The following is an 11,865-nucleotide window of genomic DNA, read 5'->3' as shown; positions in this document are numbered from 1 at the left end:
CCTGCCTATATTTTAACACAATGAAAGGAACCTGCGAACAGATTCCTTTCCATTTTTTTCTTAAGTTTATGATGTTGAGCGTGGCTTACGGAAAAATACCCGGAAGTTTTAAATTGCCGTCAGGATGGAGTTCCATATCGTCATGGAGCCAGAAGACATTACAATTACAATTCACCAAAATATAGAGAATTATCTGCAAGGATCGTAGAAAAGCTGGCGCAGCATTACGGCAAACATCCGGCGATTGTGGGATGGCAGATTGACAATGAACTGAATTGTGAGGTAGATGAATTTTATTCAGAGGCAGATTCTGTTGCCTTTCGTAATTTTGTGAAAGAAAAGTATAAAACTCTGGATAACCTCAACGAAGCCTGGGGAACTGTTTTCTGGAATCAGACCTATACAGACTGGGAGCAGATTTATGTTCCGCGACCAGTGTTAAATAATGGTTACAATCCACATCTCAGGCTGGATTATTACCGCTTTATTTCAGAAAGTGCAATTTCTTTCTGTAAAATGCAGGCAGAAATAATCTCGAAATATAAGAAAGACGGAGACTATATCACCACAAATGGTATGTTCTGGAATCTGGATAATCACAAGATGGCAGAGGAATGCCTGGATGTTTATACATATGATTCCTACCCAAGCTTTGCCTTTGGGTTGAATAGAGAGCCGAAGACTGCGAAAGATCTGAATGACCGTCACTGGAGCAAAAATCTGACGGAAGTACGTTCCATATGTCCCCATTTTGGTATTATGGAGCAGCAGTCCGGGGCAAATGGATGGACTACGAGAATGGAAGGTCCTGCACCAAGACCAGGTCAGCTTACACTTTGGGCAATGCAGAGTGTGGCACATGGTGCAGATTATATTTCTTTTTTCAGGTGGAGAACCTGTACATTCAGTACGGAGATGTACTGGCATGGAATCTTAGACTATGATAATCGGGACAACCGTAAACTGGCAGAGGTAAAAGATTTTTATAAGAAATTGAAATGCCTGGATGAGGTTTGTGGAGCAGATTATACTGCTGCATTTGGAGTATTAAAAGACTACGACAATATGTGGGATACCAATGTGGATGCATGGCATAAAAGGATGGAAGCACAGAGCTCAGAAGAAATCTTTATTGCTTCTGAAATTTATCATACTCCATATAATACGCTATATCTGAGCGAGAATACAGATATAAGGGAATTACAGAAATATCCGGTACTCATCTATGCACACCCTGTTATTATGACGGGAAAAAGAGCCGCTATATTGAAAGAATATGTATCAAATGGCGGAATTCTGATCATAGGCTGTCGTTCCGGATACAAGCAGGAAAACGGCAAATGTGTTATGCTTCCGCAGCCCGGACTTTTGCAGGAAATTACTGGTTCGGATGTGAGAGATTTTACGTTCACAAGCCCGGCAGAGCCGCCTGTTACTGCCAGCTGGAATGGTCAGATGATTGACATGCCATTATTTAACGACATTATGGAGCCAGTAGAGGGCGGAGAAACTCTGGCTTTCTACGATAACAGCTATTACGCAGAAAAACCAGCCATAATCAGAAAGAATACAGGAAAGGGATATGCAATTCATTTTGGCAGTACTTTTTCCAGAGAAAACATGAAGGTGCTGTTAGAATACACAGGAATTCTGGAACCGTTCCAGGAGATGCTCCAGACTCCACAGGAGGTGGAAGTCATTCAGCGTGTGAAAGGAAATAAGAAATACTTCTTTGTTCTGAACTATATGGATTTAGAACAGAAAATCGTGCTGAAAAAACAGATGCGGTCCTTATATGATAATGTAACTGTAAACGGTGAAATTTGCCTGAAACCATATGAGACAATAGTTTATGAAGTTTTGGAATGAAACAGGAAAATATTTTTGAAAATATGAAATTAAATAAATCAGAAATAGTTAAACAAAGAGTCGGAGAAATCCGGCTCTTTGTTGTTTATAAGGTAGTGAGCCAAATTCATAGAACGCGTTTGATTTCAGTTTTTAAACGCGCCATGGTTAGGTGTTAGGTTATGAATAAAACAGGTTAATTCAACAGAAAAACAAGTCATATCCAATAATTGCCTTGCATACCTATTATTTAATCCAGTATAATGATTATATCAAAAATATTGCGGAGGGGGTATGCAGATGAAGACACAATCGAAGAAACATAAGATAATCCGTACGGTTTTACTGGTGATTCTTTTGCTTCTGATAGTGGCTGCTGGTGGTTTTATTTCAGTGTATGAGGGGCGTTTTCAAACCATAAGCAGTATACAGAAAGTGACAGATTATGACGAGTATAATCTGTATCGCATGGATGTGAAATATGATTATGATCTGGATCGGCTGATCGAATACGGCATAACAGATAACCAGAGCTTTGTTGATGCCATTGTGAAAGAGGCACTTCCTATCTTGCCAGTACATATTAAAGCACCGGATTTTGGTTGCAGTGCTTTTACCCTGCAGGAAGCAGACGGAAATGTGCTGATGGGCAGAAACTATGATTTCAAACGGGATACTTCCGCAATGCTGGTTTACTGTGAACCGAAGGGTGGTTACAAATCCGTGGCTTTCGCAGCATTGGATAATATCTCTGCAAATATTCCGGATGCGAGTATGAAGAAAAAGCTTGCCACATTAACAGCACCATTTATCTGCCTGGACGGCATGAATGAAAAAGGGGTATCTATTGCAGTCCTTACTTTGGACAGCGAACCGGTTCACCAGAATACAGGCAGGCCGGTGATCGGAACTACGCTTGTGATCCGTTTGATTCTGGACCGCGCGGCAACTACAGAAGAAGCCGTAGAGCTTCTGAACCAGTATGACATGTTTGCTACAAGCGGCAGAGATTATCACTTTTATATCACAGATGCTTCCGGTGATGGCAGAGTAGTGGAGTATGACTGTGAAAGCGAAACCAGAGAAATGGTTGCCACACCAATTCGTTCCATCACGAATTTCTTTGGACTCTATAAGGATAAAGTCCTTCCGAATCAGAAGAATGGCATTTACGGTCACGGAAAAGAGCGGTATGACAAAATGGAAGCTATTTTTGACTATGAGGAAGTTTACACCAGTGATGTTGCATGGGAGGCTTTGAAGGTCGCATCACAGGAGCCGTCAGAGGAGGAAGTTACCAGTAATACCCAGTGGTCTATTGTTTATGATGATACCAATCTCACCGCAGAAATTGCCCTTCGGAGAAACTGGGATGATGTGATCGGGTATAATCTGAAGGATAACACGATTACATTAAAATAATAACATAGAGCCTGTTTCAAACATAATCCGGTAGTCTTAAAGGAAGAGAAAGACACGTGAACCAGAAGTTCAATATAAGGTTTTAAATGCCTCGTCAAAGGGAAGCTTCATCATTTCCCCGGCGGGGCATTTTGATTATTTGAAATACGAATCTCGTTACAGTGTTGACTGGAATGTTAGTTAAATTTGTCTATAAATTTGAAACAATATGTCAACTTAGTCTGAAAAATAACGCTTTAACACGTTAATTTTGATTGACTCCATAGTATATGCAGTGTATTATGAATTTATAATTGCTGTTTGCGGAGTGGATACATGTATGGGGTATACATAAGAAAAAAGTGTAAAACTCTTCAGGCAAAGCGAATAGTTTTTATAATCCATCTATCTAAAGGGGGAGTCATTTATGACGGGAAAGAGAAAAAGAAAACTGGCAATGCCAGACACCCTGATCATCGTAGCATCCGTTGTACTTCTGGTGGCGATTCTTTCATGGATCATTCCATCCGGAACCTACGATTATCAGGAAATGAACATCAATGGAAGAATTCGAAACGTAGCTATTGATGGAACTTATCACACAATTGATAAATCCGAAGTTACCACAACCGGATTCCTTGGATTTTTCAGTGTACTGTATCGAGGCTGCGTGGAGGCTGCTGATGTAATCTTCATGATCCTCTGCTGCTGCGGAACTTTCGGTGTTGTGGTGAAAACAGGTGCTTTCCATGCAGGAATCGGAACCATTTTAAAGAAACTGAAGGGAAAAGAAATTCTGCTTGTTCCAATCATCATGATGATCTTCGGACTGGGCGGTTCCGTGTTTGGTATGGCAAGTGAATTCTACGGATTTTATCCATTGATCGTAGGTCTGGGAGTTGCTCTTGGATATGATGCAATGTTCGGATTTGCCATTATTGCGGTTGGAGAGTTTGTTGGATTTATGGGCGCGACACTGAATCCATATTCTGTAGGAATTGCCCAGACAATTTCAGGGGTAGAGCTTTATTCCGGAACCGGATACCGTGCGATCTGCTTCGTGATCTTCATGGCAATTTCCATTATCTATGTAATGGTTTACGGGCGGAAAATTAAGAAAAATCCAGGTGCATCCGTTGTATTTGGTGAAAAAAACATTCATGCCTTTGACAGAGATGAGTTAAATGAATACAGCTTTACCTTAAAAGATGGTCTGGTTCTTCTGGATGTTCTTGTAGTGCTGGTTGTTCTTATGCTGGGTCTGATCAAATGGGGATGGGATTTCCCGCAGCTTTGTGGCTTATTCCTTCTTATGTCCATGATTGCTGCAGCAATCTGTAAATGGTCTCCGAATAAATGGTGCAGTGAGTTTATTGACAGCGCCAAGACTGCAATGTGGGGATGTATCCTGACTGGTATTGCGAAGGCTATCACAGTTGTTATGCAGGATGCGCAGATTATGGATACTGTTATCTATGGCTTGTCAAATGTGCTGAAAAATGCGCCTCATGCAGTTTCTGCACAGGTAATGCTTGTAGTACAGACTCTGATCAATTTCTTCATTCCGTCTGCAACAGGTCAGGCTTCTGCAACTATGCCGATCATGGCACAGCTGGCAGATATTATTGGTGTGAGCAGACAGACAGCAGTTCTTGCATTCCAGTTTGGCGACGGACTTTCCAATATTTTCTGGCCGACGGCAGATATCGTTATCATCTGTGGCCTGGGTGGAATTTCCCTGCAGAAATGGTATAAGTGGTTTACTCCGCTGTTTCTGATCTTGTTTGTGACACAGGCGATTTTGCTGGGAATTGCAACTGGAATTGGGTTCTAGAGCCTTTTTCAAACACGCTCTGGAACTTCAAGGAAAAGCTTTAGGAACATTAATTGTTTGATAACCAGTGAACTTTAAAAACATAAAGGTAACTGTTGTGAAAAGGTAAGTCTAATGGAAAGAAAAGGAAACTTAATTAAACTTACGGACCTGTCTTCCGATTTTATCATCGATCTGAAATATGCCACGCCGGATAATTTCACCGGCGTGCAGGTGTACCAGTCAGCGGACTGCTGGCTGGATGAGCACACCGCACAGATTCTGATAAAAGCGAAAGAAATTTTCGAAAAAGATGGATACCAGGTGAAAATCTGGGACGCTTATCGTCCCATTCGTGCACAGAAGCGGTTCTGGGAGATTATGCCAAATGATGATTTCATTGCCCGTCCACCGGATATGACGAAAATTAAGAAATTTCGTCCTACCCATATGAACGGAATGTGTGTTGACGTCACACTGACTGACAAAGAAGGAAACGAAATCGAAATGCCATCTCCGTTTGACACTATGGACGAACGCGCTTCACTGAATTATTCCGGTCATTCCGAAACCGGAAGAAGAAACGGCGAGTATTTGAAACAAGTAATGGAGTCCGTAGGCTTCCAGGCATATGAATGTGAATGGTGGCATTTTTATGATGTATCTACGGATCCGGCACCGTTTTCGGATTATGAAATTTAATTTTTTAAACTACTAACGGGCAGCATAAGTGCAATTATGCTGCCTTTTTCATTACTTTCTAATACTTTTACTGAGCCACCGTGTTCCCGGGCAATAGAGTCAACCAGCGCCAGTCCCAGTCCGGCACCGCCCATAGCCCGGCTGCGGGATTTGTCTACACGGAAAAAAGGATCAAAAATTTTTTTCTGATTTTCAGGTGAAATGCCGATGCCGGTGTCTTTTACCAGGATCATAGCCTGACCGTTTTTCTCCTTCACCGAAACTGTGACAGAGCCATTGGGACGGTTGTATTTAATGGCATTTTCCACAAGATTGTAGACTGCACGATAAAGAAGCACATAACTGCCGGTGATATTGAGAATATTGTTATTAAGTGCAGATGCATCAGGCGTGTGGACATCAGTATACAAATCCTGACTGGAGCTGTCATCAAAATGAATAGAAATCCCTGCTTTTTCTGCAACTGGATCCAGGTCGCAGAAAACCTCATCTACAAGCTCTTCCAGTGAAACATGGTCTGTTCGTGGAACAGACTTCAGATTCGTCATGTCAAGAAGGGTTCCCACCAGCTGGGAAAGCCTTGCTGTCTGTTCTTTGATCATAGTGAAAAGCTGTCTGTATTCAATCATTTCCGGTTCCTGCTTTTTCTCAAAAACTTCCAGGTTGGTCTGCAAGACTGCAAGGGGTGTCCGCAGCTCATGAGCTGCATTTGCGGAAAACTGCTTCTGTGTACTGAAGGCATTGTCCAGCCTGGTCAGCATTTCATTGAAAGAGCTGGTCAGCTGTGCAATTTCATCCTTTGAATTGGGAACTTCCAGCTGGGTGGAAAGGTTCTGCGCTTGGATCTGACTGACTTCGCTGGTTAGCTTCTGCAACGGTGTAAGGGCCTTTTTCGTAAGAAAATAAGTACACACGCTGGAAAGAAGAATAATGATCGTGGTTGCAATAACACTTCGGAGAAGAAAAGCCTCCTTGGTTTCCTGGATTTCCTGCTCAAACTGAGGAAAAAGAGCTTTGGGATCTACATTAAAGGTAATGGGTGAATCTCCATCCTGTGGGTCCACCTTGATCATATAATTCTGCAATCCGTCCATTCCCGATACGGCAGAATGGCTGATGAAGAAGTACATAAGAACACAGGAGATGATCATCAGTAAGGACAGCAATAAAGTAAGTTTCAGTTGAAGTGAGGTGTGGAAACGTTTTTTTGTCATCTGTATTCCTCCAATATATAGCCCTGGCCAATTTTATTCTGAATAGGGTCAAATCCAATTGCAGCCTTTAGTTTTTTTCTAAGAGATGAAATGTGCACACGGATGGAATTGCTGAAGGTGTTTACACTTCCATCCCAAATATGTTCAATCATTTCTTCCGGCGAAATGACACGGTTCTGATGGAGCAGGAAATATTCCAGAAGGCTGCTTTCTTTTCTGGTAAGGGAAAGCGGCACTCCATTTACAGAGGTTTCTCTTGTTCTGGTATCAAAGGTAAGCTGATTCCATTTCAGGCATACATCCTCCTGAACGAACTTCCGCCGGGTAAGGCTTCGGATCCTGGCTTCCAGCTCCTGGAAGTGAAAGGGCTTGGTAAGATAATCATTGGCTCCCAGATCCAGACCGTTTACCTTATCTTCAATCTGATCCCGGGCGGACAGGATCAGAACCGGGGTATTCGTATTGTGTTTCCGGAACTGACGGAGAATTTCCAGACCGTCCGTGCCGGGAAGATTCAGATCCAGCAGGATCAGGTCATAATTTTCTGTCATACACAGGTAAAGCCCTTCGTCTCCATCGAAACAGATATCTGTTTCATAACCATCTATGCGAAGTCCCTCCGCAACAGAGCGGCAGAGCTGCTCTTCGTCTTCTATAATTAAAATGTGCATAACTGCTCCTTTCGTAATATGATTTTGCGCAGATCAGATACTCGCAAAAAAGAGAGTATTTATAATTTAAATATTATCATATTTTGAAAAAAATAAAAATCTTAACACAGATTTTATAGGAAAGATGTTAAAATACGTTCAGACAAATAAAAAACGCTGAAAGGAAAATTAAAAATGATGAATAAAAAAAGACTTATGGCAATTCTGGCAGCAGGGGTTCTGACAGCAACATCTTTCAATCCGGTTATGATTAAGGCTGAAAGCGTATCAGCAGAAGAAGCTGGCATGGCAGTTCCGGCAGATGCAGCAGGCATGAGCGTACCTGCGGATGCAGCTGGCGCAGCAGTTTCTGCAGATGAGGCCGGAGCAGCCGTTTCTGCAGACGAAGCTGGCGCAGTGGTAGCCGGTGACGGTTCTGAGACAGCTGTTTTCTCTGAAGATGGCACACCTGTGAAAAAAACAGTAAAAGCAGCAGATATTAATATGAAGGTGCAGGATTCCTACGATTTCCCATTCCTTGGCTTAAAGGCAGTCCTTCCGGAAGAACTGAAGAAACAGATCGAAAACTCCGACATGCTTATGATCACAGAGGAAGAATGGAATGATGACAGTACTGGCTTCAAGTATGCCTTTTTCCACTGGAATAAGCTTACTGAGGATCAGAAAAACGAAGATGTAAACCTTCTTGGAACCGGCTATGAGGACTGGCTTAAGAGCATTGAAAGAGTTGGCACACTTGGTGTTTACAGCAAGGACGTGATCGATGATCTGGATTCCATCACAGGCTGCAATGAGCACAAAGAGCTGGGAACAAGTGAGGATGGAAATTATAAGTACTATCTCAGCATTAATAAAGATGCAGAGTCTGACCTGACAGACGAGATCGAAAAAATTGAGACTACGATCACAGAAATGACAGCTTTTGATCCAAGCAAATCTGTATTTGATATGCCTGCAGAAAATGCCAACCCGGATGCAGGAAATGTAGGCGCATTTGAGACAACGGATATTGATGGAAATGCCTATACAGAAAAAGTATTCAGTGACTATGACCTGACTCTTGTAAACTGCTTTACAACCTGGTGCTCTCCGTGTGTAAATGAAATGCCAGACCTTGACAAGCTTTATCAGGAAATGAAGGAAAAGGGTGTGGGCGTAGTTGGAATGGTTATCGATTCTGTAGGAGAGGACGGAACTACAGATGAAGATACTGTGAAAAAAGCGCAGATTCTCAAGGAAAAAACAGGAGTTACCTATCCTCTTCTGATTCCGGATGCAGGAAACATGAATGGACGTATCAGCGGTCTCAGCAGCTTCCCGGAATCCTTCTTTGTAGATAAAGATGGAAACATTGTAGGAGATCCGATCATGGGCAGCAGAAATCTGGAAGACTGGAAAACAGCTGTAGAGGATGCACTGGAAAAAATTAATTCCGGAAAATAAAAAGTGGTTAGGGAATGTAGGATGAAAAATTATATAAATAAAATCACTCAGTCCAAATGGACAGGAATCGCCCTTGCAGCGGTGGGGATTCTGATGATGGCCTTTGGTATTTACCGGGGTGAAATGGAAGTTGTTTTTACAAAAGCTGTAAATATCTGTATGGAGTGTATTGGAATTGGATGATAAGAAAATGAACATAAAAAACTGGCCCAGACATACCATACAGGCACTCTGGGCAGCACTTACAAATTCCCATATATCCGGATTTGTAACTGGAAAAATATATACAGGAAAGCTGAAAAATGCCTGTGTTCCGGGACTGAACTGCTATTCATGTCCCGGGGCAGCAGGAGCCTGTCCAATTGGATCCTTACAGGCCGTGGTTGGAAGCTGGAACTTTAAATTTGCCTACTACGTAATCGGATTTCTGATTTTTGTAGGAGCGATCCTGGGAAGACTGGTGTGCGGATTTCTCTGTCCGTTTGGACTGATCCAGGATCTGCTGAATAAGATTCCTTTTCCAAAGAAAATTCGTACTTTCAAAGGAGACAAACTTCTTCGAAAGCTGAAATACGTGATTTTTCTAGTGTTTGTAATTCTGCTTCCCCTGTTTCTCACAGATATAATGGGCCAGGGAGCACCCTATTTCTGTAAGCTGATCTGTCCGGCCGGAACTTTGGAGGGCGGACTGCCGCTGGTACTTTTGAACAAGGCTATGCGCGGTGCCATTGGCTGGCTGTACATATGGAAAAATACAATTCTGATCGTGACAATTGTTCTTTCCATTATTATTTACAGACCATTTTGCCGTTATATTTGTCCGCTTGGCGCGTTTTATTCCGTATTCAATAAGGTCTCCATTTACCGCTACCGTGTAGATATGGAAAAATGCGTTCACTGTGGAAAATGTGCAAAGGCTTGCCAGATGGTGGTCAACCCTGTGGAAAACCCCAACAGTCCGGAATGTATCCGTTGCGGACGGTGTAAGCAGGCATGTCCGGTACACGCCATTGCAAGTGGGTGCAAGAGATAACAGGAATGTTTTTACCATTTTTATGGGGATTAACTTTATGTATGTTTTATAAGTAAAAAAGCTTACTGCGATTTAGACATTGAAAAAATAAATGTCTAAGTTGTAGTAAGCTTTTATTATTTATGGTGTCAGGAAATACTCTCGATTACATTACGGAGATAATCGTAGCAGATCTTAAGATTTTTCTCACCCTCTTTATCCAGCGGAATCTGCAGTGTGCGTTCCACGCCATTTCGTGAAATAACGCATGGAAGGCTCATTGCGATTCCTTCTAATCCGTATTCCCCTTCCAGAACAACGGAAGCCGGTACAACGGCACGTTCATTTCGCATAATGGCTCCTACAAGACGGCAGACGCTGAGGGCGATGCCGGAGCTTGTGTAGCCCTTCAGTTCTACAATGTCCAGACCACTGACCTTCACCTCGTGAAGCAGCTTTTCACAGTCAACAGACTCTTTCAGACCAAACTGTTTCTGAAAATCATGGAAAGGAATTCCTACAATATTAACCGCATTCCATGGAATAAAGCTTGTGCCGCCGTGTTCGCCCAGAACGAATCCGGTGACATTTTTTGCATCTACACCGCACAGGTCGGCAAGCATTTTATTGAAGCGGGCGGTGTCCAGAAGAGTACCGGTACCGATCAGAAGATTTCGGGGGTAGTTGAATTCCTTCTGCGCAATATAAGTAAGAATATCCATTGGATTTGAAACATTGATAATAATGGCAGAACGGGTGTAAGTGGTAATCTGTGTCATGATCTCCTTCATCACCTGTACATTGGTCTGCAGCAGCACCATGCGGTCACGGGAGTTACCTGGCTGAATGCTGGGACCTGCGGTGTTGATGATAATTTGGGCGTCTTTACAGTCCTCGTAGGTACCCACCCGGATGTTTGCGTTGGCACTGTATGCAAAGGCGGTGGTGTGGCTGGCATCCAGTACGACTCCCAATGCTTTTTTTTCATTTCTGTTTATGACAACGATCTCATCTGCAAGATTCATTCGCAGAAGAGAGTCCAGAATTGCAGATCCCACATGACCTGCGCCGATCAGAACAATTTTTCCATAACTTATATTTTCCATGATGTCAGGCTCCTTTAGAAACGTAAACTTTCTTATATAGTGATGTCACCGATAGACGACATGTCTGTTTTGTGAATAAGAATAGCACTTGTGTGCTGCAGAAACAAGAGAATTTTGGATTGCACTGTAAAAAATACGGAATGATAAAAATGAAAACGATTTTCATATTGACTTTGAAAAAGAATCTGCTATAATATGAAAATGATTTTCAAATTGGAGGCGCGGGAAATGAGCGAAAAAGCACAATATCGTACCAGACAGATTACAGAGCTGGAGAATTATCTGTGCTCTATGGAAGGAAAACATGTTACAGTCAGCGATATATGTAAATACTTTAAAAGTCAGGGGATTTCTATCGGAACCACAACGGTGTACCGCCAGCTTGACCGGATGGTGGAGCAGGGACTGGTTGCCAAATATGTGGTAGACGGCACCAGCAGTGCATGCTTCGAGTATCTGGGACATGATGAGCATTGTCATAAGCATATATGCTTTCATTGCAAATGCGAGAAGTGTGGAAAGGTGATTCATCTGGAATGTGAGGAGATGACACATCTGGGCGAGCATATGCTGGCAGACCATGGATTTCAGTGGGATTTTACCAGGACGGTGTTTTATGGAATCTGTGAGGAGTGTAGAGGAAAATAATGAGGTT

Annotated in this window: 11 protein-coding genes and 1 pseudogene; 9 read left to right on the top strand and 3 right to left on the bottom strand. The window is 42.5% G+C overall.

Annotated elements, in window-relative coordinates; all coding sequences use genetic code 11:
- Positions 1-90 precede the first annotated feature (90 nt).
- The 5 genes and pseudogenes from AB5618_RS17860 to AB5618_RS17840 all read left to right on the top strand — a co-directional run.
- Positions 91-987, top strand: a pseudogene (locus AB5618_RS17860) (beta-galactosidase); the annotation flags it as partial.
- 78 nt (positions 988-1,065) lie between these two features.
- On the top strand, positions 1,066-1,869 hold the full coding sequence (locus AB5618_RS17855; protein WP_368366938.1) for a beta-galactosidase trimerization domain-containing protein: 804 nt from the start codon (positions 1,066-1,068) through the stop codon (positions 1,867-1,869).
- Positions 1,870-2,148: 279 nt separating this feature from the next.
- A complete protein-coding gene (locus AB5618_RS17850; protein WP_368366937.1) occupies positions 2,149-3,270 on the top strand; it encodes a linear amide C-N hydrolase in 1,122 nt (373 codons plus the stop codon).
- A gap of 406 nt (positions 3,271-3,676) precedes the next feature.
- Positions 3,677-5,083, top strand: a complete 1,407-nt coding sequence (locus AB5618_RS17845) for a YfcC family protein (RefSeq protein ID WP_118577704.1) — start codon at positions 3,677-3,679, stop codon at positions 5,081-5,083.
- 114 nt (positions 5,084-5,197) lie between these two features.
- On the top strand, positions 5,198-5,764 hold the full coding sequence (locus tag AB5618_RS17840; RefSeq protein ID WP_148461395.1) for a M15 family metallopeptidase: 567 nt from the start codon (positions 5,198-5,200) through the stop codon (positions 5,762-5,764).
- Here AB5618_RS17840 and AB5618_RS17835 read toward each other — a convergent pair.
- On the bottom strand, positions 5,761-6,978 hold the full coding sequence (locus tag AB5618_RS17835; RefSeq protein WP_368365981.1) for an ATP-binding protein: 1,218 nt from the start codon (positions 6,976-6,978) through the stop codon (positions 5,761-5,763). The two genes, AB5618_RS17840 and AB5618_RS17835, sit on opposite strands and share 4 nt — an antisense overlap.
- Positions 6,975-7,649, bottom strand: coding sequence for a response regulator transcription factor (locus AB5618_RS17830; RefSeq protein ID WP_148461396.1), 675 nt, complete (start codon positions 7,647-7,649; stop codon positions 6,975-6,977). Before AB5618_RS17830 ends, AB5618_RS17835 begins: the two co-directional genes overlap by 4 nt.
- Before the next feature lie 174 nt (positions 7,650-7,823).
- On the opposite strand from AB5618_RS17830, the gene AB5618_RS17825 reads away from it, so the two are divergent.
- Genes AB5618_RS17825 through AB5618_RS17815 form a run of 3 tightly spaced genes read left to right on the top strand, consistent with a single transcriptional unit; the run spans position 7,824 to position 10,125 of the window.
- Entirely contained in the window at positions 7,824-9,092 is a 1,269-nt protein-coding gene (locus tag AB5618_RS17825; RefSeq protein ID WP_148461397.1) for a TlpA disulfide reductase family protein, read from the top strand.
- 21 nt (positions 9,093-9,113) lie between these two features.
- Positions 9,114-9,275: a CD1871A family CXXC motif-containing protein gene (locus AB5618_RS17820; RefSeq protein ID WP_148461398.1), complete on the top strand. Its 162-nt coding sequence runs from the start codon at positions 9,114-9,116 to the stop codon at positions 9,273-9,275.
- 7 nt (positions 9,276-9,282) lie between these two features.
- Positions 9,283-10,125: a 4Fe-4S binding protein gene (locus AB5618_RS17815; RefSeq protein ID WP_118577806.1), complete on the top strand. Its 843-nt coding sequence runs from the start codon at positions 9,283-9,285 to the stop codon at positions 10,123-10,125.
- Between the two features lie 128 nt (positions 10,126-10,253).
- Here AB5618_RS17815 and AB5618_RS17810 read toward each other — a convergent pair whose 3' ends face one another.
- Positions 10,254-11,210, bottom strand: coding sequence for an L-lactate dehydrogenase (locus AB5618_RS17810; protein ID WP_173769128.1), 957 nt, complete (start codon positions 11,208-11,210; stop codon positions 10,254-10,256).
- Positions 11,211-11,438: 228 nt separating this feature from the next.
- Between AB5618_RS17810 and AB5618_RS17805 the strand changes: the two genes are divergently transcribed.
- A complete protein-coding gene (locus AB5618_RS17805; RefSeq protein WP_173736348.1) occupies positions 11,439-11,858 on the top strand; it encodes a Fur family transcriptional regulator in 420 nt (139 codons plus the stop codon).
- The last annotated feature ends 7 nt before the right edge of the window (positions 11,859-11,865 follow it).

It is taken from the genome of Ruminococcus sp. J1101004sp1_RTP21198st1_B9_RTP21198_201120 (genome assembly GCF_040924245.1).
Lineage (GTDB): Bacteria > Bacillota > Clostridia > Lachnospirales > Lachnospiraceae > Blautia_A > Blautia_A faecis.
Note: the sequence above shows the minus strand (reverse complement) of the source record. Positions and strands in the feature narration are given on the sequence as shown.

Coding starts and splice junctions, on each gene's coding strand:
- AB5618_RS17845 (WP_118577704.1), top strand. CDS start 3,677: ATGACGGGAAAGAGAAAAAGAAAACTGGCAATGCCAGACACCCTGATC.
- AB5618_RS17850 (WP_368366937.1), top strand. CDS start 2,149: ATGAAGACACAATCGAAGAAACATAAGATAATCCGTACGGTTTTACTG.
- AB5618_RS17830 (WP_148461396.1), bottom strand. CDS start 7,649: ATGCACATTTTAATTATAGAAGACGAAGAGCAGCTCTGCCGCTCTGTT.
- AB5618_RS17840 (WP_148461395.1), top strand. CDS start 5,198: ATGGAAAGAAAAGGAAACTTAATTAAACTTACGGACCTGTCTTCCGAT.
- AB5618_RS17835 (WP_368365981.1), bottom strand. CDS start 6,978: ATGACAAAAAAACGTTTCCACACCTCACTTCAACTGAAACTTACTTTA.
- AB5618_RS17855 (WP_368366938.1), top strand. CDS start 1,066: ATGTGGGATACCAATGTGGATGCATGGCATAAAAGGATGGAAGCACAG.
- AB5618_RS17805 (WP_173736348.1), top strand. CDS start 11,439: ATGAGCGAAAAAGCACAATATCGTACCAGACAGATTACAGAGCTGGAG.
- AB5618_RS17815 (WP_118577806.1), top strand. CDS start 9,283: ATGAACATAAAAAACTGGCCCAGACATACCATACAGGCACTCTGGGCA.
- AB5618_RS17810 (WP_173769128.1), bottom strand. CDS start 11,210: ATGGAAAATATAAGTTATGGAAAAATTGTTCTGATCGGCGCAGGTCAT.
- AB5618_RS17825 (WP_148461397.1), top strand. CDS start 7,824: ATGATGAATAAAAAAAGACTTATGGCAATTCTGGCAGCAGGGGTTCTG.
- AB5618_RS17820 (WP_148461398.1), top strand. CDS start 9,114: ATGAAAAATTATATAAATAAAATCACTCAGTCCAAATGGACAGGAATC.